Below are 20,551 nucleotides of genomic sequence, written 5' to 3' on the forward strand. Positions count from 1 at the left end.
CCACGGCCGCGCATGCCCGTTCGGGCAAAGGCTCCAACGCCCGCGGTCCCGTGGAAGAAGGACAAGACATGTTTGATATCCATAGCGTCGAAATCGAGTGGGCCGGTCGCCCGCTCAAGCTCGAAACCGGCAAGGTCGCCCGCCAGGCCGACGGCGCCGTCATCGCCACCTATGGCGAAACCGTAGTTCTCGCCACCGTCGTTTCCGCCAAGGCGCCGAAGCCGGGCCAGGATTTCTTCCCGCTCACCGTCAACTACCAGGAAAAGACCTATGCCGCCGGCAAGATCCCAGGCGGCTATTTCAAGCGCGAGGGACGTCCGAGCGAAAACGAAACCCTCGTTTCCCGCCTGATCGACCGTCCGATCCGTCCCCTCTTCCCGGAAGGCTACAAGAACGACACCCAGGTGGTCGTCACCGTCATCCAGCATGACCTCGAAAACGACCCGGACATCCTGTCCATGGTCGCCACCTCGGCTGCTCTGACCCTTTCCGGCATTCCCTTCATGGGTCCGGTCGGCGGCGCCCGCGTCGGCTACATCAACGGCGAATACGTGCTGAACCCGCATCTCGACGAGATGGACGAGAGCTCGCTCGATCTCATCGTCGCCGGTACGCAGGATGCCGTCCTCATGGTCGAATCCGAGGCCAAGGAGCTTCCGGAAGACATCATGCTCGGCGCCGTCATGTTCGGTCATCGCGGCTTCCAGCCGGTGATCGATGCGATCATCAAGCTCGCCGAGGTCGCCGCCAAGGAACCGCGCGAATTCGAGCCGGAAGATTACTCCGAACTTGAAGCCGAAATGCTGAAGATCGCCGAAGCTGAACTGCGCGATGCCTACAAGATCACGCAGAAGGCCGAGCGCTACGCCGCCGTCGACGCCGTGAAGGCCAAGGTCAAGGAACACTTCGCACCCGCGGAAGGCGAGGAAGCCAAGTATTCGGCCGAGGAAATCGGTGCCGTCTTCAAGCATCTGCAGGCCAAGATCGTCCGCTGGAACATCCTCGACACCAAGAGCCGCATCGACGGCCGCGATCTCGAAACGGTCCGCCCGATCGTCGCAGAAGTCGGCACCCTGCCGCGCACTCACGGCTCGGCGCTCTTTACCCGCGGCGAAACCCAGGCGCTGGTCGTTGCGACGCTCGGTACCGGCGAGGACGAGCAGTATGTCGACTCGCTCACCGGCATGTACAAAGAAAACTTCATGCTGCACTACAACTTCCCGCCCTATTCGGTCGGTGAAACGGGCCGCATGGGTTCTCCGGGCCGCCGCGAAATCGGTCATGGCAAGCTCGCATGGCGCGCCATCCACCCGATGCTGCCGACGCCGGAACAGTTCCCCTACACGCTGCGCGTCGTCTCGGAAATCACCGAGTCCAACGGTTCCTCCTCGATGGCAACCGTCTGCGGCACCTCGCTGGCGCTGATGGATGCCGGTGTTCCGCTCGCCAAGCCGGTTGCAGGCATCGCGATGGGCCTGATCCTCGAAGGCGACCGCTTCGCCGTCCTCTCCGACATTCTCGGTGACGAGGACCACCTCGGCGACATGGACTTCAAGGTCGCGGGCACGGAAAGCGGCATCACCTCCCTGCAGATGGACATCAAGATCGCCGGTATCACCGAAGAGATCATGAAGGTGGCGCTCGACCAGGCCCAGGGCGGCCGCAAGCACATCCTCGGCGAGATGGCCAAGGCCATCACCGAAAGCCGTGGCCAGCTCGGCGAGTTCGCTCCGCGCATCGAAGTCATGAACATCCCGGTCGACAAGATCCGCGAAGTCATCGGCTCCGGCGGTAAGGTCATCCGCGAAATCGTCGAGAAGACCGGCGCCAAGATCAACATCGAGGACGACGGCACCGTCAAGATCGCCTCTTCCTCGGGCAAGGAAATCGAAGCGGCCCGCAAGTGGATCCACTCCATCGTGGCCGAGCCGGAAGTCGGCGCCATCTATGAAGGCACGGTCGTCAAGACCGCCGACTTCGGCGCATTCGTCAACTTCTTCGGCTCGCGTGACGGCCTGGTTCACATCTCGCAACTCGCTTCCGAGCGGGTTGCAAAGACGCAGGATGTGGTCAAGGAAGGCGACAAGGTCTGGGTCAAGCTGATGGGCTTCGACGAACGCGGCAAGGTCCGCCTGTCCATGAAGGCCGTCGACCAGGCGACCGGCAAGGAAATCGTCGCCGAGAAGAAGAAGGACGAGGGCGAAGCCGCCGAATAGGCGGCCCCTCACCTCTGCAACAAGGCGCGGAACCCTTTCCGCGCCTTTTTTATATGCCTGAAGGACCATTTTCATGAGCCAGGAATCGCTGAAGACCCTTTTCCATCCTTTCGCATCCGGCGTTCTCGAACTGCCGGCGGAAGGAACCCGTTACCTGTTTCTCGGCGCCGAGGCCGGCTTTACTCCACCGGCCGGATTTGCCGCCTCGCTGAGCTGCGTCCAGGGCTTTCGTGGCGAATTCCTGAAGCTGCAAGCCGCTCGTCTCGATCCCCAACCGCAGGCTGAGGGCGAGGATTTCGACGGTGCGCTCATCCTCTTCGGCAAGCATCGCGGCGAAAACGAAGCCCGTGTCGTCGAAGCGCTTTGCCGCGTGAAGGCCGGCGGACGGATCGTTATCGCCGGCGGCAAGGAGGACGGTGTGCAGCCGATGCGCAAGCGGCTCTCCAGCATCGGTCTGGAAGTCGAGCATATGCCGAAATATCACGGCGTCGCCCTGTGGTTCACAGCGCCGGCCGACACCGCAGCCCTGATCGCCACACTGAAGCCCTCGGACGTCGTCGTCGAGGGTCGATTCAAAACCGTGGCCGGTATCTTCTCCCACGACCGCGTGGACGCCGGTTCCGAACTGCTGGCATCACGGTTGCCCGCCGACTTCGACGGCAACGCCGCCGATTTCGGCGCCGGCTGGGGCTATCTGTCGGTGATGCTGGCGGAACGCTCGCCCCGGACCGCGCGCATCGACCTTTTCGAAGCCGACCATCTGGCGCTGGAATGCGCCAAGGCGAACCTGCAGGCAAACTGCCCGGATCTCGCGACCCGCTTCTTCTGGCAGGATCTCACCCGCGAACCGCCGAAAGAGAAGTACGACCTCGTCATCATGAACCCGCCCTTCCACCAGGGTCACGCGGCCGAGCCCAGCCTCGGGCAGGCGATGATCGCCACCGCCGCCCAATGCCTGCGCGCCGGAGGCATGCTGCTCCTGGTCGCCAATCGCGGCCTGCCCTACGAGCAGACACTTGCTGCCAGCTTCCGCGAGCATGGTGAAACCTGCCGTAACGCCCGCTTCAAGGTGCTTTGGGCCAAGCGCTGAGGCAGCTGCCGACAAATGTCCGGAGATTCCAGCGATCCGATCTGGCGCAATGCAGGCCGGATCGCTGTCGTTTTGGCTCGTGATGACGCTCACTCGACAAAATGAACCGCGTCACTTAACCTGAGGCGACAATCTGTTAGCGCTGGGCGCCAATCCGTCAATGTCGAGTAAAAGTCTAACCGACGAACTGACTACGGTAGCGGGCGTCGCATCCGCAGTCGCGAAGCATGCCCTCAGCTATGGCATCGATATAGGCCCCATCTGCAAGGCACTGGAGATCGATCCGGAGAGCTTCCAGTCACTGACCAGCCGCATCAGCATCGACCGCCTCTGCAGGCTTCTGGAGGCCTGCGCGCTGCTTGCCAATGACGATGCATTCGGGCTGACATGCGTCCGCAATTTCATCGCCGGCGCGACTGGCCCCTTCGGCTATGGCGTGATGTCGGCTCCGACGGGACGGGATTTCGTCCGCTTCGTCAAGGAGCACACCCAGTATGTCACGCATACGAGTTACTGCGACCTGGAGTTCGATGATCGGGGCGCACGCCTGACCTGGACTTTCGCTCCCGTCATCGTGAAGCGCGATCAGTATGTCGACATGGCGCTTGGCCTTTTGATGCAGCGGGCGCGGGACATTTCAGAGCAAGCCAATGAAATCATCGAGGTCGAGCTTGAGCGCCCCAAGCCGAAGCAACCGTATATTTTCAGGGAGTTGCTCGCCAAGAAGGTCACCTTCGAGTGCCGGCTGAACTCCATTCGCTTCGGCAATGCGTTCCTCGAGGCCCGCAATCCCAAGGGCGACAAGCGCCTGCACGAGCTGATGGACCTGCAATGCCGGGCCATGCGTCCCGAACCGACGCTGCTAGACAGCGACTTCATTGACCAGGTTCGCAAATACCTGTTCCTGCATATTTCGGAACAGAGCTTCGCACTGGCGGAGATCGCACCCTATTTCGGGCTTTCGGAACGAACGTTCCAGCGCAGGCTGGCCGAGCACCGGACCAGCCTCAATGAACTGCGCGACGATGTCCGTCGCGATATCAGCCATAATCTTCTGACGACCAGCGACCTGCCTATTTCGGAGATCTGCTACCGGTTGGGCTATTCTGCACCAAGCGCCTTCACCCGGTCGGTGACACGCTGGTTCGGTGTCACGCCGAGAGACCTGCGGGAACGCAAGAGCGCCTGAATTCGAGGCGGCAGATAAGTGCTTCCACACGCCGTGGACAGGACCTCTTGACAAAATCCGGTTACTCGGAAGAAATAACCCGAAGAGGCGAATTCCAGAAACAGTTCTTCGAATCAAAAATTGACTGGCCGGTAAAATATTTGGCGGCCAGAGCGAATTACTTTTGACCGTTCAGCCAGTATATGACCCGCCAACAATGCGGGTACGGAGCGGTATTGCCATATGCCCGGACCGAAGATTCCATTCTGGTTTTCAAGACATCATGACAAAGCTCAACGCCTCCGGGAATGAGCCCCGCGATGGGGCTGTTCTCAGCAAGCCGGAAATACAGTGCCTGACCCTGGTGGCCGAGGGAAAACGGCCGCTGGATATATGCAATCTTCTGGTTCTCTCGGAAATCCAGGTGGAGGATCTGCTTCAGTCTGCACAGCAGAAGCTCGGTGCCCGCAACCGTATGCACGCGGTCAGCCTGGCGATGCTCGCGGGCGCGATCCGGCACGAAAGTCATTCGAAACCGGAGTAGCCCGGGACTTGCCCGGCTGGCGGACCCTCCGTTTTCAGGCCTGACGCGACATCTCGCGTCAGGCCTTTTCTTATTGTCCGACAGAGCATCTCCGGCGAAAATAGAACGCCTTCAACGCTCTATCTCTTATTTTCCCGCAATTTCCGGACGCAAACCGCTGCGCCCTTTTCGCTGGAACTGCTCTACTCGCTGTCGGCGCGGCGCAGGACTTCGAGCGTCGGCAGGGACGTGATGTTGTAGCCGCCGTCGACATAGTGGATTTCGCCGGTCACGCCGTTCGACATATCCGACAGCAGGTAGAGAGCCGAGCCGCCGATGTCTTCGATGGTCGGAGTGCGCCGCAACGGTGCATTCTTCTGGTTCCACGAAAGAATGGCACGCGCATCGGAAATGCCGGCTCCTGCAAGCGTGCGAACGGGACCTGCCGAGATAGCGTTGACGCGAATGCCGCGCGGACCATAATCGGCCGCGAGGTAACGGACAGACGCCTCCAGCGCAGCCTTTGCGACCCCCATGACGTTGTAATTGGGAATGACCCGCATCGAACCGCCGTAGGTGAGTGTCAGCATGCTGCCGCCATCGGCCATCAAGTCGGCCGCCCGCTTGGCGATCTCGGTGAAGGAGAAGCAAGAGATCACCATGGTGCGCGTGAAGTTGTCACGCGTGGTGTCCGCATAGAAGCCCTTCAGCTCGTTCTTGTCGGAAAAGCCGATGGCGTGGACGATGAAATCGATCTTGCCCCAGCGCTCCTTCAGCTGCGCGACGGTGGCGTCGAGGGAAGCCAGATCCTCGACATCGCACGGAAGAATAAAGTCCGAGCCGAGTTCGGCGGCAAGCGGCTTGACGCGCTTGCCGAGCGCCTCGCCCTGATAGGTGAAGGCGAGTTCGGCGCCCGCGCCAGCCAAAGCCTGGGCGATACCCCAGGCAATCGAATGGTTGTTCGCGACCCCCATGATGAGGCCGCGTTTGCCCTGCATGATACCGCTCATCTTGTCATCCATTGTAACGCTGGAACACCAGGGTGGCGTTGGTGCCGCCAAAACCGAAGGAGTTCGAAAGAACGGTGTCGATCTTTGCATTGTCGATGCGTTTGCGAACAATCGGAACGCCATCGAATTCCGGATCGAGCTCGGCAATATGGGCGCTTTCGCCAATGAAGCGCTCCTGCATCATCAGGAGGCCATAGATCGATTCCTGTACGCCGGCAGCGCCCAGGGAATGACCGGTCAGCGACTTGGTCGACTGGATGTGCGGGATCTTGTCCCCGAACACTTCGCGGATGGCGCCGATTTCCTTGCTGTCGCCGACCGGGGTCGAGGTACCGTGGGTGTTGATGTAGTCGACATCGCCCTTCACCGTGGCAAGCGCCTGCCGCATGCAGCGGATGGCGCCCTCGCCCGAGGGGGCGACCATGTCATAGCCATCGGACGTCGCGCCATAACCAACGATCTCGGCGTAGATCTTGGCGCCGCGGGCCTTTGCATGCTCCAGCTCTTCCAGAACCAGAACGCCTGCGCCACCGGCAATGACGAAGCCGTCACGGTTGACGTCATAGGCGCGGGAAGCAACGCCCGGCGTCTCGTTGAACTTAGTCGACATGGCGCCCATCGCGTCGAACAGGTCGGACATCGACCAGTCGAGGTCTTCGTGACCGCCTGCAAAGACCATGTCCTGCTTGCCCCACTGGATCATCTCGGCGGCGTTGCCGATGCAATGGGCGGAGGTGGAGCAGGCCGAGGAGATCGAATAATTGACGCCGTGGAGCTTGAACCAGGTGGCGAGGGTCGCGGATGCGGTGGAAGACATGGCCTTCGGCACGGCGAACGGACCGATGCGCTTCGGGCTCTTGTTCTGGCGCGTGATGTCGGCGGCCTCGACGATGGTACGGGTGGACGGGCCACCCGAACCCATCACGATGCCGACGCGCTCGTTCTGGGCATAGTCGGCCTCTTCGAGGCCGGCATCGGCGATCGCCTGCTTCATGGCGACATGATTCCAGGCGCCGCCCTGTGACAGGAAGCGCATGGCGCGGCGATCGACGAGGTCGGTCGGGTCAAGGGAGGGCTTGCCCCACACCTGGCACTTGAAGCCGTGTTCGGCAAAGTCCGGCGAAAAGGTGATGCCGGATTTCGCGTTGCGCAGCGACTCCGTCACTTCAGCAGCATCGCTTCCGATGGAAGATACGATGCCAAGACCCGTTACAACTACCCGTCTCATCTCTCAGACCTTCTTGTTATCATGATTGGACAGAGCCTGCCTTCAGGCCGTCTTATCCTTCGACAGACCTACGCGAAGGTCAGTTGCCTGGTAAATGGTTTCGCCATCGGCCTTCAGCCAGCCATCGGCCGTGCCGAGCACGAGGCGGCCGCGCATGACCCGCTTGAAGTCGATGCCGTATTCGAGAAGCTTGGTATGCGGGCGGACCATTCCCTTGAACTTGACCTCACCGGTCGACAGCGCCATGCCACGACCCTCTTCCCCGAGCCAGCCAAGGAAAAAGCCGGTCAATTGCCACATGCCGTCGAGGCCGAGGCAGCCAGGCATGATCGGATTGCCCTGGAAGTGGCAGGGAAAATACCAATCGTCCGGGCGGACATCGTACTCGGCCCGGATATAGCCCTTGTCGAAAGCGCCACCGGTCTCGGAAATATCTGTGATGCGATGAACCATGAGCATCGGCGGAAGAGGAAGCTGGGCATTGCCGGGACCAAAAAGCTCGCCGCGACCGCAGGAAAGGATTTCTTCGTAGTTATAGCTGGATTGTCTCGGTTTCATCTCTTCTTCTTCTTCCCCCTGAGCTTCACGTTGGCGGACCCTTAGAGCAAGATAGGGACAAAATGAAGTCCCACAATAGCCGACATGCAATCGCATGAGAGTTGGTCGACACTTGTGCGACGCCGGTCCCGTTCGCCGTCGCATACAGCATGACTTCGGCAACGACCAGAGAGAAAAGCCGCAAAAGGCTGGTTTTGCGGCTGTTTCTCATGCCGCAATGCCGCAGACGCTATTGAAAGGCCGAGGCTTAAAAGTTATATCCTTGATCAACGTCATTGAATTGACAGGTGGAGAATCGGAGTTCGTCGGTGACGATGGCTGAATACGGTGCAAGCACAGAACTAAAACTGCGACGCTCGGGTCTGCGCCCGACGCGTCAGCGTATTGCGCTCGCCAGCCTTCTTTTCGCCAAGGGCGATCGCCACCTGACGGTCGAGGAACTGCATGAGGAAGCGATCGCGGCCAACGTGCCGGTATCGCTTGCAACCGTCTACAACACGCTGCACCAGTTTACCGAAGCGGGCCTCATTCGTGTTCTCGCCGTCGAAAGCGCCAAGACTTATTTCGACACGAATACATCGGACCATCACCACTTCTTCGTCGAAGGCGAGAACGAGGTTCTCGACATCCCGGTTAACAACATTTCGATCGACAATCTCCCGGAACCGCCTGAAGGCATGGAGATTTCCCATGTCGACGTTGTGATCCGCCTGCGCGCCAAGAGCAAATAAGTCCTTCCCGGACGACACCGCCTATTTCATCACGTCTTCGGGCGGCCGGCCCGGGCGGGAATTGGGGCGTGGTAGCGACCAGCCGAACCGCAGGGCCCCACCGCGAATGGCAAAGGCCGTCAGAGCGCCGAAAATCGATGCTGTGTGGAGCTCAAGCCCGAACTCCGTCGCGGCAGTGAAGACCGTGGCGCCCGCTAGTGCCGCGGTAACGTAGATCTCCGGCCGCAGCAGGACGGACGGCTCGCCCGCGATGATGTCGCGCAGAATGCCGCCGAAGGCAGCCGTCAGCGTGCCCGTGACCACGGCCACGGTCGGCGAACCCGTCGCCACATAGCCCTTCGCCGCCCCCATGACGCAATAGGCCGAAAGACCAACCGCATCCAGCCAGACGAGCAGGCGATAACGCGATTCAACGAGATGGGCGGTGAAGAAGACCAGGACGCCGACAGAGGCGCAAACCAGCACGTAGCCCGGATTGACGACCCAGAAAACCGGAAGGCTGCCAAGTACGACATCGCGCATCGTCCCGCCGCCTATGCCTGTGACGAGGGCCAGAAAAAGGAACCCGATCAGGTCGAGCTCCTTGCGCGAGGCGGAAAGCGCGCCTGTCGCCGCAAAGACCGCCACACCCGCATAGTCGAGAAACCCCAGCAACGACATGGAAATCCTTTCAACCCGATATGATGTCTAGAGACCAGAAGAAAACGTCAGGGTCGCGCAAGCAGGCCCTGCAAGGATGGCCGCGATATTTTCATCTCGCCGGGACGAACGCCGTGAAGTACCTGTTGCTTGCCACATTGCAAATCGCCCTCCTGCTTGCCGCACCTGCATCCTCCTTCGGTCAGCAGCAGCTTATCAGCGATCCTGAAATATACGAGAAGGAACACTTCAAGAAGCGATGTGGAACGGTGGAATACGGGCCGAAATTCATCGACCGGATCGACATCAACAATGACGGCATCATCGATGCCGTGGCCAATGAGGGCGACCTGTCATGCGACGGTACGCGCGGCCCCGATTGCACCGCGGACGGCTGCCCCCATAATTTCTACCTGCAGGTCAAGGAGGGCGGTTACTTCATGATCGCCACCGCGCAACTCTACGGCTACGACTTCCTCAAACGGTTCGGCAACATGGTGTTCGTGCTGAAGATGCACCCGCGCTTTTGCGAGCGCACCGACAGCGAGCCCTGCCAGATGACCGTGCGGGTGCGCGGCACCAAATTCCTGACCATCTCCAAGAAATAGCCGGGCCGCGCCCATCAGGGCGCTGGATAGAGGGAATCGATCCTGCCCGTCAGGTAATAAGCGGCAAGGCCGATCCATTCGCGCACGGCGGTGGAGGTCTGCTGCGCGTTGAGAGTGGGTTGGGTGAAGTCCAACGTCAATCGCTGTTCACCGCTGGTGCGGTAATCGACCGGCCAGGGCGTCACGCTCACCCCCGCCTTGCGGAACAGACCGACGGAACGCGGCATATGGAAGGCCGACGTAATGAGCAGGCAATCGCTGAGCCCGCCGGTTTCGAGCAGATTGCGACTGAAGGCCGCATTCTCGTAGGTGGTGCGCGACTGCTTCTCGGTCATCAGCCGCTCGGCGGGAATACCGAAGGCGGAGAAGAAGCGCAGCGATGCGGCCGCGTCGCCTTCATAGGCACCGCTCAACGAACCGTCACCGCCGGAAACCAGAATCTTCGCCTCCGGATAACGGATGGCAAGCCGCAGCGCATCGACGAAACGGTCGGCTGCCTGGTTGAGGTCTATCCCTCCACGGCTTGTCGTCACCTCTGTTTCGAAGGCGCCACCCAGCACGATCATGCAGGAAAGCGCATCCGGATCCTTCAGCGGTCGGGGAAAGCGGGCTTCGAGCCCCTGCAACGCAAAGGAGCCGGCGCTGGTGAACAGCACCACGAAAAGGACAATACCCGCCGCAAGGCTGAGCACCAGCCCGGTTCGGCGAAGACGGAAGAACTGGGCAAGGACCGCAGCAAGAATGGCGAAACAGGCGAGAGACAGCGGCTGGGCGAGCATCCAGAACAACTTGGAAATAACAAACATCGGGTCTCCTCAAGGATCGACCTGACATACAGGCGACGGGCCTTACCCACAATGCTCGGCGTTCCGCCGAGCGAAGACAGCTTCGCTCAAGGCAATGACCCTAGGCCTCTAATATACATAGATACGGACATAAAAGACTGAATTCGGAGGCCGCATGCGCTTCGCAATCGACATTATCGACGACGCGGGAAACAACCGGATCTACATCGGCGAGCCGCTCGGTCTTGCAGGCGACAAGCTGCGCGTCCAGCTTCGCGACAGGGAAGCCATGTTCGAGATCGAGCGCATCGCCGACTGGTTCCAGATCGACCAGACCGAAAGCAGGGGGCGCGGAGAATTGTTCTGCTAGCAGCGCCGCACGCTATGCGGCGCGCCCACGGCCGACGGCCAGCGTCGCGGGTCTGCGGCGGCGAATCCAGATGACCGCGAAGGCGACCAAAGCACCCGCCGACAGAAGCCCGAAGGACAGAAGAGGGCGATAGGCGAACCAGCCAATCGCAATCACGAGCGGGCCAATCAGAACCGTCAGAACAAGCGCGACCAATCCGGTGCCGAAACCGACCAGCGCGCCGAAGAACGGGATGACGTCTGCAATCACGCCGAGGATAGACAGAATCAGGGAAAAGCCGACAAAAAGCCCGATCATTCCGCCCAGACGCACAAGCCAGGTGACCAGGGTATTTTCCGCTTGAGCGTCGGCAAACATCCGAACCGCGTCAATCCTGCCGGCAGCGCTCAGGAAAAGTTCGCGGCCATTGGTCGTCCGGTATGGTATCAGCGCGCCACCCATCTGCTGGGCGACAAGGCTCGCTTCGTCGAGATCGGCACGCGTGTAACGTATCCGGACATCGCCGACCACCGGAGCAGAGGCATCCGCCCCCACGTAGAAGCCGCCCCGATCGAGATGGACGGGCCGCGACAGCGCCTTGCCGACATTGACGGCATCGTTTTCCGTGACCTTCAGGTCGCTCTGGCTGCCGAGATATGCGATGTCCTCACCGGACACGGTAAAAACCCCGACCGTCGCGGTTTCAACGCTGAAGCCTGCGCTTTCCACCGGCAATCGGGGGTTCTCATGCCCTTCCGGCTGACGGAAGTCGGCGGAGTTCTGGCGCCCCTCGCGCCATTCCTTCTGATATTTGTAGATGGTGACAGTCTCTTCACTGCCACCCAGCTTCTTCTCCGTGGTGGATTCGCTCGATTGGATCCACTGATACATCTCGACCTCGCGGCGAACCGCCAGCGCACCATCGGCCACGATTGCAAACTCGGGGTCCGAAGCGATCCCGCCAGCCTTCACCTTGCCGGAGACATGAACCAGTTTGCCTTCGTTCGAAGGCGCGATCTCATCTGCGCTCACCGGAACGACAATGCTCGCGCCCTCGCCGAGCGCGCGGTAGGTCTTGATCGACCTGCCTTCATTCCAGACAAGCGCCCAGATCGATGCAACCACGACAACGATGCCGACCAGAAAGCCGATCAGCGCATTCTTCAGGCGCCCGAACCATGACGTCCGTGTCGTTTCCGTAAAACTCATGCCCCTGTCCCCGCCCCGTCCGCTACAACGCGCCTTGAACGGATTCACTAGCGCATTTGGGTATGGGAACCATTAAGGCCCGACAGGGACAAACAATGGAATGAGGCAAATCGCTCGGTACAGGCGATCAAGTCGTTCGCCTGGAAGACAACAGCAGATTGTCGGAGGAGAAATTTGGTGGAGCTAAGCGGGATCGAACCGCTGACCTCTTGCATGCCATGCAAGCGCTCTCCCAGCTGAGCTATAGCCCCAAACCATGGGTCCGGCAGCGCCGGTTCCGGGAACCTGCCGGGCGTGCTGTCCGGCGGGTGGCGGCTTATTACTTCCGGTTTTCGGAGATAGCAAGCCGAAAAATCGCGGACCCGGAAAGTTTTTGCATTTCCGGGTCCAAGTCCCTGAAAAATCAGACTTCGTCGTCGTCGCCGGTGACGCCGATGATGCCGCTCATGTCGTCGTCGTCATCGTCTTCGTCGGCTTCGAGGAAGGTGTCGTCATCATCGTCGCCGAGTTCGACGTCATCGTCGCCGATATCCGGCAGATCGTCGCCACCGCCGTTTTCGTCGGCGTCTTCGAGAGCCACGAGTTCGATTTCCGTGTTTTCGGTATCGACCTCCGCGACATCCTCCTCTTCAGCCTTTTCCATGATGGAAGCGACGGACGTTTCTTCGAAATAAGAGAGCGGCCAGCTCTTGCCCGTATAGGGCGATACGATCGGATCCTTGTTCAGATCGTAGAATTTCTTGCCCGTATCCGGGTCGGTCCGCTTGGTGCCAAGTTCTGCTTTCGCCACTGTCGAAGCCTCGTGATGTCTTGAGGAATATGCCGGCACGCGCCGTTCATCCGGTCCCTGACCGGTCAAATTGCTAGCGGGCTCCCTTAATCGTTGCAACCCGTTCTGTCAAAGGCAAACTTCACGCCGCATTGTCAGGGCTTTTTGCGGGCCGAGGGATGACCATCAAATCGCTTTATGCTAACGAGCGCGGAAATCGGCGCCCATGGCAACCGGCAGCATCCCCGGACATGGTTCGCGCGGCAAGGAATATCCGATCGGAGGAAACACGTTCATGGCGCATGGAGCCCTGCCCAAACCGGCCACCTCGCGGAAATCACCCGCCCTCTCCGGCACCATCCGCATTCCCGGCGACAAGTCCATTTCCCATCGTTCCTTCATGTTCGGCGGCCTTGCCTCCGGCCAGACGCGCATCACCGGGCTGCTCGAGGGCGAGGACGTCATCAACACAGGCAAGGCCATGCAGGCGATGGGCGCCAGGATCGTCAAAGACGGCGATACCTGGATCATCGACGGCGTCGGCAATGGCTGCCTGCTTGCACCGGAAGCGCCGCTCGACTTCGGCAATGCCGGCACCGGCTGCCGCCTCACCATGGGGCTGGTCGGCGTCTATGATTTCGACAGCACCTTTATCGGCGACGCCTCCCTTACCAAGCGCCCGATGGGCCGCGTCCTCAATCCGCTGCGCGAAATGGGCGTGCAGGTCAAAGCCGCCGAGGGCGACCGCCTGCCGGTGACGTTGCACGGGCCGAAAACACCAGCCCCGATCACCTACCGCGTACCGATGGCTTCGGCGCAGGTGAAATCCGCCGTGCTGCTCGCCGGCCTCAACACGCCCGGTATCACTACCGTTATCGAACCGATCATGACCCGCGACCATACGGAAAAGATGCTGCAGGGCTTCGGCGCCAACCTGACGGTCGAGACGGCTTCCGACGGCGTGCGCACCATTCGCATCGAAGGCCGGGGCAAGCTCACCGGCCAGGTGATCGACGTGCCGGGCGATCCGTCCTCCACGGCATTCCCGCTCGTTGCGGCGCTGCTGGTTCCGGGCTCCGACATCACCATCCTGAATGTGTTGATGAACCCGACGCGCACCGGCCTCATCCTGACGCTGCAGGAAATGGGCGCGGATATCGAAATCCTCAATCCACGGCTTGCCGGCGGCGAGGATGTCGCGGATCTTCGCGTGCGTTCATCCAGCCTGAAGGGTGTCACCTTGCCGGAGGACCGCGCGCCATCGATGATCGACGAATATCCGGTGCTCGCTGTGGCCGCCGCCTTTGCCGAGGGGACGACGACCATGCTCGGCCTGGAAGAACTGAGGGTCAAGGAATCCGATCGTCTTTCCGCCGTCGCCGCCGGCCTGAAGCTCAACGGCGTCGATTGTGACGAGGGCGAAGCCACGCTCGTCGTTCGCGGCCGACCGGATGGCAAGGGCCTCGGCAATGCATCCGGTGCAGCGGTGGAGACCCATCTCGACCACCGCATCGCCATGAGTTTCCTTATCATGGGTCTCGTTGCCGAGCATCCGGTAACCGTCGACGACGCGACCATGATTGCCACAAGCTTCCCGGAATTCATGGACCTGATGACGGGGCTCGGCGCAAAGATCGAAACCCGCGAAGGCAAAGCTGCGTGAGCACCTCCTTCACGATCGCCATCGACGGGCCAGCGGCAGCCGGCAAGGGAACGTTGTCCCGGCTGATCGCCGCGCATTACGGCTTCCATCATCTGGACACGGGTCTTACCTACCGCGCCGTCGCCAAGGCGCTTCTCGACGCCGGCCAGCCGCTCGATGACGAGACCGTGGCCGAGCAGACGGCGCTTGCGATCGATCTTGCCGGTCTCGACCGCTCGGTGCTTTCGCAACACCAGATCGGCGAGGCCGCCTCGAAGATAGCCGTCATGCCGAAGGTCAGGCGGGCGCTCGTCGAGGCGCAGCGCAAATTTGCGGCAAAGACGCCCGGCACCGTGCTCGACGGCCGTGACATCGGCACCGTTGTCTGCCCGGCAGCACCGGTAAAACTCTATGTCACTGCTTCGCCGGAAGTTCGCGCCAGACGCCGTTACGACGAGATCCTGGCTGGCGGCGGCAGCGCCAGTTTCGACGCGGTCTTTGCCGATGTGCGCAAGCGCGACGAGCGTGACATGGGCCGCGCGGACAGCCCGCTGAAGCCAGCCGACGATGCGCACTTGCTTGATACGTCGGAAATGAGTATAGAGGCGGCGTTTCAGGCTGCCCGAACCTTTATCGATGCTGCCTTGAAGACATAATCGATACGGAACCCGGCCAGCCGGTTTTCGCAAAGACCAGCCGAAACGAACGTCCTCGCGCCGGACAGCCCTTAAATGAAGGGCGGACGATCTTTCTGGCCATGTGCAACTCGAACCCCCGGCGCATACCGCGTCCCGACTGGATGCGATTAGGAGATTTCATGTCTGTTTCTACCCCTACGCGCGATGATTTCGCAGCAATGCTCGAAGAGTCGTTTGCCAAGACCGATCTGGCAGAAGGCTATGTCACCAAGGGCATCATCACGGCCATCGAGAAGGACGTCGCCATCGTTGACGTCGGCCTCAAGGTCGAAGGCCGCATCGCGCTCAAGGAATTCGGCGCTCGGGCCAAGGACGGTTCGCTGAAGGTCGGCGACGAAGTCGAGGTCTATGTCGAGCGCATCGAAAACGCTCTCGGCGAAGCCGTTCTGTCGCGCGAGAAGGCTCGCCGCGAAGAAAGCTGGATCAAGCTCGAAGCCAAGTTCGAAGCTGGCGAGCGCGTCGAAGGTGTCATCTTCAACCAGGTCAAGGGTGGCTTCACCGTCGATCTCGACGGCGCCGTTGCCTTCCTGCCGCGTTCGCAGGTCGACATCCGTCCGATCCGCGACGTCACCCCTCTCATGCACAACCCGCAGCCCTTCGAAATCCTCAAGATGGACAAGCGCCGCGGCAACATCGTCGTTTCGCGCCGTACGGTTCTCGAAGAGTCCCGTGCCGAGCAGCGTTCTGAAATCGTTCAGAACCTCGAAGAAGGCCAGGTTGTTGACGGTGTCGTCAAGAACATCACCGATTACGGTGCGTTCGTCGACCTCGGCGGTATCGACGGCCTGCTGCACGTAACCGACATGGCATGGCGCCGCGTCAACCATCCGTCGGAAATCCTGTCCATCGGCCAGCAGGTCAAGGTTCAGATCATCCGAATCAACCAGGAAACTCACCGCATCTCGCTCGGCATGAAGCAGCTCGAGTCGGATCCGTGGGATGGCATTGCCGCCAAGTATCCGGTCGGCAAGAAGATTTCCGGCACCGTCACGAACATCACCGACTACGGTGCATTCGTCGAGCTGGAGCCGGGCATCGAAGGCCTGATCCACATCTCGGAAATGTCCTGGACCAAGAAGAACGTACACCCCGGCAAGATCCTGTCCACGAGCCAGGAAGTCGACGTCGTCGTTCTCGAAGTCGATCCGTCCAAGCGCCGTATCTCGCTCGGCCTCAAGCAGACGCTGGAAAACCCGTGGCAGGCATTCGCCTATAGCCACCCGGCCGGCACCGAAGTCGAAGGCGAAGTCAAGAACAAGACCGAATTCGGCCTGTTCATCGGCCTCGAAGGCGATGTCGACGGCATGGTTCACCTCTCCGACCTCGACTGGAACCGTCCGGGCGAACAGGTCATCGAGGAGTACAACAAGGGTGACGTGGTCAAGGCTGTCGTTCTCGATGTCGACGTCGAGAAGGAACGCATCTCGCTCGGCATCAAGCAGCTCGGCCGCGATTCGGTCGGCGAAGCTGCCGCTTCCGGCGACCTGCGCAAGAACGCAGTCGTTTCCTGCGAAGTCATCGGAATCAACGACGGCGGTATCGAAGTGAAGCTCGTCAACCACGAGGACATCACTTCCTTCATCCGTCGTGCCGATCTTTCCCGCGACCGCGACGAACAGCGTCCGGAACGCTTCTCGGTCGGCCAGATCGTCGATGCCCGCGTGACCAACTTCTCCAAGAAGGATCGCAAGGTCATGCTGTCGATCAAGGCTCTGGAAATCGCTGAAGAGAAGGAAGCCGTCGCTCAGTTCGGTTCCTCCGATAGCGGCGCTTCGCTCGGCGACATCCTCGGTGCCGCGCTCAAGAACCGCAACGCCGAATAAGGCCAGGTTTCAATCGCATCAAAAAGCCCGCCGGTCGCATGACCGGCGGGCTTTTCTTTTGATCGGATTTCCCGGGAAACTCAGGCCCAATCGGCCATTCGCTGATAGAGATCCGCTGCGGGCAGGCCATCGGACAGGTCGGCGGTGAGCAGTGGCGTACGGCCATCTACCTCCCCTTCGGCAGCAAGCGGATGCTGTTCCGCCGGGGCTTCTTCCGCGGCATTCGCCTGCTCTTCGCCGGCCTGATCCTTTCCGCCCCCGTCATCGCCGCCGGCGAAGTCATCCCCGCCGTCTTCGTCTTCATAGCGGCGTCTGAGTTCCTTCTCGTCCTCGACATATTCGTCCTGCGCCATCAGGTAGCTGACCATCGGCAAGGGTACACCCTCGCGAAGCACCATAGACTGGCGCAAGGCCGGCTGGTCGATATCCGCCGTCGCGCGCGGGGAAACCTCGCCTTCCGCCCATGCGCGGTGCCGAATGTCTGCGGTGGTGGGGTCGCCCGGCGCTTCCCCCTCGAATGCCGAGGCAGCCGGCTGCATGGCCTCGCTCTTCGTCATGCCGGACAAGCGGGCCTTATCGATGGGCGGCTGTTCCTCCGGCATTTCCGTGGACGACGCATAGGCTGCGGTCGGCGCCGATGCTTCGCCGTCGGTTTCCGCCGCCTGCGGCAACAGATCCGCCGGACCCGCGAGCGCCCGGACCACTGCGTCCTTCCAGCTCTTGAGCGTATTGAGCGCTTGATCGGCGGCATCCTCGATGGTTTCCTGCAATCCTTCCGGCGCGGCCGTCGTTTCCGGCTCCGCAATCGGTGTCTGAATGTCGGCGCCGGCTTGAATGGCGTTCCCGTTGGACAGCATCATGCGCGTGGCATGGGCGGCCGTCCGGACTTCGGGTGTCGGAACGGTGACCGTGCGCGAGAAGCCGGGCGAAGGCTCCGGTTCATCGCCGAACTCGAAGTTCTGGCGAAGCCGCTCCTGCAGGGTCCGGATGTCATCCACGCCGCTATCCGGATTCTCCACCCTCGCCTCTGGCGAGCCTGCCGCAGCGTTTCGGGAGAGAACAGGGTTTTCCGCGGAACCGGCCGACCTGGCCCCGGTCCGCAATATTTCGTCGCCGCTACCGAAATCGGGCGCAGATCTCGCACCGGCATCCCTGGTGACCGGCCGAACGATATCGCCTTCCAGGGCTTCGTCCCACCATTCGGCAGGCTGGCTGGTCGTTGCGGATGCGGAAGGTTTCTGTGTTTGAGATAGCGTACGGTTCGAAGGGGACGCGATGCCGGCGACCGGCTTCTGCTCGCCGGCATTCTGCCGATAGGAGGTCACGGCCGATCGGGCGGCAAGGTCGCGGTCCTTGTTGCGATAGAGCTCCAGATAAATGGAGAGCATGGCCGCCTCGGGGCCAACCGGGTTGCGGAAAGCTTCCATCAGCGTGCGAAGCTGCAAACCACCGAACAGCTGAGTGAGCTGGCGCTGGACAGACTGGCGTTCCTCCTGTGGCAGGTTGGTCAGGGTCTGAACCAGGCGCGCGGCATAGCCGCTCAGGCTTTCGCCGTCGTTGCGCTCGACTTTCAGGGCACGCCCGAGAAGATCGATCAGGGACGCAAGGTTCTGCGACATGCGCTCCTGGCCGGACAGCAGCAGCATGTTGAGCCGGCCGGCGATCGCGGCGTTCTGTTCGAGAACCTGCACGGCGTGCGGCGTGCTTGCGGCCTGGCGCGGCGTGACGTCGATCACCGCCTCCTGCTGCTTCCTGGAATCAGGATAGGATGTTCCGGAATTCGAAATTGCCTGAGCCGGAGGCAGCATGGGAACTCCTCTTCATGCAAAGATTGCAGGGAACATCGGCAATTCGGAACCGCACATGCGGCAACCCTGTTCCGCCAGGCCATCCTGCCGGCAGATTTCGAGCAAGGGCGATCGCCACTCTATTTGCCGCCATGATGCCCGCGAGGCGTAAACAATTCGCTAACCATAAATGCCACCTTCGCGTCTTGCCGCTTCGAAAAGGCTCGCGTACATCTTTGCCAATACGAACTGCCGGGCCGCCGCATGCGCAATGTCGAGCCCAACCGATGGGTGCCGAATGCCGAATAACCGAAATCCCATCCTCGATACCGACAGCTACAAGCTGGGGCACTTCCTCCAATATCCCGCCGGCACGCGCGCCATCAGCGCCTATGTTACCACCCGCGGCAACTCCTTCCGGCCTGAAGTGATGTTCTTCGGGCTGCAGATGTTCCTCAAGGAATATCTTTCCCGGCCGATTACCCGTGCCGATATCGATGAGGCCGAGGAAGTCGCCACGCTGCACGGACAACCCTTCGACAGGGCCGGCTGGACCCATATCGTCAACGTCCATGGCGGCTACCTGCCGCTGAGGATCGAGGCCCTGCAGGAAGGGCTTGTCGTGCGTCGCGACGTGCCTGTGGTCCAGGTCGCCAATACCGATCCGGAGTTGCCCTGGCTGACCTCCTACATGGAGACCGCGCTGCTGAGGGCCGTCTGGTACCCCTCGACCGTGGCGACCATGGCGTGGCGGATCAAGCAGGCGATCCGGCCTTTCCTGGAACGGACGTCGGACCGGGCCGAGGAACTGATCTCCGCCAGCATCAGCGATTTCGGCGCAAGAGGAACGGCCAGCCTCGAGCAGACAGGCCTCGGCGGAGCCGCCCATCTGGTGCATTTCAGCAGCACCGATTCGCTACCCGGCGTTCTGCATGCCCGTCGTTACTATGGCGCGCTGATGGCCGGCAGATCCGTTCCCGCATCCGAGCACACGACGGTCACCGCCTGGGGACAGACCCGCGAGGCAGAAGCCTATTCGAACATGATCGAGCGCTTCGCCCGGTTCGGTGCCTATTCGATCGTGGCGGACAGCTTCGATCTCAACAATGCAGTGGCCGATATACTCGGCAAGAAACTGCAGACGAGGATTCGCGCCGCCAACGCGACCCTGATCGTCCGCTCAGACAGCGGCGATCCGATCGATACACCTGTGCAGGTCGTCGCACAGCTCGCCTATGCCTTCGGCACACATCTGAACGGTAAGGGTTTCAAGGTTCTGGACAACAATGTTCGGGTTATCCAGTCGGATGGCGTCTCTCTGCAGGACATACAGATGATCCTCGGGCGGCTGGAGGGCATGGGCTTTTCCTCGGAGAACATCTCCTTCGGCATGGGTTCCTCGCTCCTGCAGAAGGTGAGCCGCGACACGCTCTCCTTCACCATGCGCGCAAGCGCGCTGAAGGATGAGGGCGGCGTCTGGCGTGATATCGGACGCAGGCCCGGCAATCCGCAGGAAAAGCCGCCTACACTCGGCCGGCAGGCCGTCGTGCAGGAGGAAGGCGATATCTTTGCCGTCCCTCTCGGCGAACTCGGACAAAGACCGAACCTGTTGCAACCGGTTTGGGAAAACGGAAAGCTGCTACGCGACCTGGCTTTCGACGAAATCCGCGAGCTTGCCGCCGCCGCCGGCGCTCAGTGGCGCTAGCAGAGGACCGTGG

General features: G+C 61.2%; 19 protein-coding genes and 1 tRNA gene. 11 read left to right on the forward strand and 9 right to left on the reverse strand.

The annotated features are described in order from the left end of the window. The first annotated feature begins 68 nt into the window (after positions 1-68). From pnp to J5N58_RS19775, 4 genes are all read left to right on the forward strand, one after another. Positions 69-2,216 carry a polyribonucleotide nucleotidyltransferase gene (pnp, locus tag J5N58_RS19760; RefSeq protein ID WP_112829954.1) on the forward strand — a complete coding sequence of 716 codons (2,148 nt, stop codon included), beginning with the start codon at positions 69-71 and terminating at the stop codon, positions 2,214-2,216. A 73-nt stretch (positions 2,217-2,289) separates the two neighbouring features. Continuing rightward, positions 2,290-3,306 carry a class I SAM-dependent methyltransferase gene (locus J5N58_RS19765; protein WP_113443924.1) on the forward strand — a complete coding sequence of 339 codons (1,017 nt, stop codon included), beginning with the start codon at positions 2,290-2,292 and terminating at the stop codon, positions 3,304-3,306. A 160-nt stretch (positions 3,307-3,466) separates the two neighbouring features. After that, positions 3,467-4,495, forward strand: coding sequence for an AraC family transcriptional regulator (locus J5N58_RS19770; RefSeq protein WP_112829956.1), 1,029 nt, complete (start codon positions 3,467-3,469; stop codon positions 4,493-4,495). A 262-nt stretch (positions 4,496-4,757) separates the two neighbouring features. Next, positions 4,758-5,018, forward strand: a complete 261-nt coding sequence (locus J5N58_RS19775; RefSeq protein ID WP_113338586.1) for a LuxR C-terminal-related transcriptional regulator — start codon at positions 4,758-4,760, stop codon at positions 5,016-5,018. Positions 5,019-5,200: 182 nt separating this feature from the next. Here J5N58_RS19775 and fabI read toward each other — a convergent pair whose 3' ends face one another. Genes fabI through fabA form a run of 3 tightly spaced genes read right to left on the reverse strand, consistent with a single transcriptional unit; the run spans position 5,201 to position 7,793 of the window. Continuing rightward, entirely contained in the window at positions 5,201-6,007 is an 807-nt protein-coding gene (gene fabI / locus J5N58_RS19780) for an enoyl-ACP reductase FabI (RefSeq protein ID WP_113444013.1), read from the reverse strand. A 4-nt stretch (positions 6,008-6,011) separates the two neighbouring features. After that, on the reverse strand, positions 6,012-7,235 hold the full coding sequence (gene fabB / locus J5N58_RS19785; RefSeq protein WP_112829958.1) for a beta-ketoacyl-ACP synthase I: 1,224 nt from the start codon (positions 7,233-7,235) through the stop codon (positions 6,012-6,014). Between the two features lie 42 nt (positions 7,236-7,277). Further along, positions 7,278-7,793 (reverse strand): 3-hydroxyacyl-[acyl-carrier-protein] dehydratase FabA, encoded by a 516-nt coding sequence (fabA, locus tag J5N58_RS19790; protein ID WP_112829959.1) that lies wholly within the window; start codon positions 7,791-7,793, stop codon positions 7,278-7,280. A 314-nt stretch (positions 7,794-8,107) separates the two neighbouring features. On the opposite strand from fabA, the gene irrA reads away from it, so the two are divergent. Continuing rightward, the gene (gene irrA, locus J5N58_RS19795; RefSeq protein ID WP_162708292.1) at positions 8,108-8,524 is read left to right on the forward strand and encodes an iron response transcriptional regulator IrrA; all 417 of its coding nucleotides are present in this window, start codon (positions 8,108-8,110) and stop codon (positions 8,522-8,524) included. Positions 8,525-8,545: 21 nt separating this feature from the next. Here the strand turns inward: irrA and J5N58_RS19800 are convergent, their stop codons facing one another. Beyond that, positions 8,546-9,184: a trimeric intracellular cation channel family protein gene (locus J5N58_RS19800; protein WP_112829961.1), complete on the reverse strand. Its 639-nt coding sequence runs from the start codon at positions 9,182-9,184 to the stop codon at positions 8,546-8,548. Positions 9,185-9,297: 113 nt separating this feature from the next. Between J5N58_RS19800 and J5N58_RS19805 the strand changes: the two genes are divergently transcribed. Continuing rightward, the gene (locus tag J5N58_RS19805) at positions 9,298-9,771 is read left to right on the forward strand and encodes a hypothetical protein (RefSeq protein WP_112830018.1); all 474 of its coding nucleotides are present in this window, start codon (positions 9,298-9,300) and stop codon (positions 9,769-9,771) included. 14 nt (positions 9,772-9,785) lie between these two features. On the opposite strand, the gene J5N58_RS19810 is transcribed toward J5N58_RS19805, so the two are convergent. Further along, positions 9,786-10,577, reverse strand: a complete 792-nt coding sequence (locus J5N58_RS19810; protein ID WP_244712479.1) for a YdcF family protein — start codon at positions 10,575-10,577, stop codon at positions 9,786-9,788. 154 nt (positions 10,578-10,731) lie between these two features. Between J5N58_RS19810 and J5N58_RS19815 the strand changes: the two genes are divergently transcribed. After that, positions 10,732-10,926 (forward strand): hypothetical protein, encoded by a 195-nt coding sequence (locus J5N58_RS19815; protein WP_112829963.1) that lies wholly within the window; start codon positions 10,732-10,734, stop codon positions 10,924-10,926. Between the two features lie 12 nt (positions 10,927-10,938). On the opposite strand, the gene J5N58_RS19820 is transcribed toward J5N58_RS19815, so the two are convergent. The 3 genes from J5N58_RS19820 to J5N58_RS19830 all read right to left on the reverse strand — a co-directional run bounded on the left by J5N58_RS19820 (position 10,939) and on the right by J5N58_RS19830 (position 12,904). Then, complete coding sequence (locus tag J5N58_RS19820; protein ID WP_244712481.1) at positions 10,939-12,114, reverse strand: TMEM43 family protein; 1,176 nt, start codon at positions 12,112-12,114, stop codon at positions 10,939-10,941. Between the two features lie 175 nt (positions 12,115-12,289). Next, positions 12,290-12,365, reverse strand: a tRNA-Ala gene (locus J5N58_RS19825). A 152-nt stretch (positions 12,366-12,517) separates the two neighbouring features. Continuing rightward, positions 12,518-12,904 (reverse strand): TIGR02300 family protein, encoded by a 387-nt coding sequence (locus J5N58_RS19830; RefSeq protein ID WP_112829965.1) that lies wholly within the window; start codon positions 12,902-12,904, stop codon positions 12,518-12,520. Positions 12,905-13,178: 274 nt separating this feature from the next. On the opposite strand from J5N58_RS19830, the gene aroA reads away from it, so the two are divergent. The 3 genes from aroA (at position 13,179) to rpsA (ending at position 17,046) form a co-directional block, all read left to right on the forward strand. Then, positions 13,179-14,546 carry a 3-phosphoshikimate 1-carboxyvinyltransferase gene (gene aroA, locus J5N58_RS19835; protein WP_112830019.1) on the forward strand — a complete coding sequence of 456 codons (1,368 nt, stop codon included), beginning with the start codon at positions 13,179-13,181 and terminating at the stop codon, positions 14,544-14,546. Continuing rightward, complete coding sequence (cmk, locus tag J5N58_RS19840; RefSeq protein WP_113341096.1) at positions 14,543-15,181, forward strand: (d)CMP kinase; 639 nt, start codon at positions 14,543-14,545, stop codon at positions 15,179-15,181. The genes aroA and cmk overlap by 4 nt, the downstream gene beginning before the upstream one ends. Before the next feature lie 161 nt (positions 15,182-15,342). Next, positions 15,343-17,046, forward strand: coding sequence for a 30S ribosomal protein S1 (rpsA, locus tag J5N58_RS19845; RefSeq protein WP_112829967.1), 1,704 nt, complete (start codon positions 15,343-15,345; stop codon positions 17,044-17,046). 80 nt (positions 17,047-17,126) lie between these two features. Here rpsA and J5N58_RS19850 read toward each other — a convergent pair whose 3' ends face one another. Beyond that, complete coding sequence (locus J5N58_RS19850; RefSeq protein WP_113443920.1) at positions 17,127-18,854, reverse strand: hypothetical protein; 1,728 nt, start codon at positions 18,852-18,854, stop codon at positions 17,127-17,129. Positions 18,855-19,131: 277 nt separating this feature from the next. Here J5N58_RS19850 and J5N58_RS19855 point away from each other — a divergent pair, with 277 nt between their 5' ends. Beyond that, positions 19,132-20,538, forward strand: coding sequence for a nicotinate phosphoribosyltransferase (locus tag J5N58_RS19855; protein ID WP_244712491.1), 1,407 nt, complete (start codon positions 19,132-19,134; stop codon positions 20,536-20,538). The last annotated feature ends 13 nt before the right edge of the window (positions 20,539-20,551 follow it).

The sequence above is a fragment of the Paenirhizobium cremeum genome, assembly GCF_022884085.1.
Taxonomy (GTDB): domain Bacteria; phylum Pseudomonadota; class Alphaproteobacteria; order Rhizobiales; family Rhizobiaceae; genus Allorhizobium; species Allorhizobium cremeum.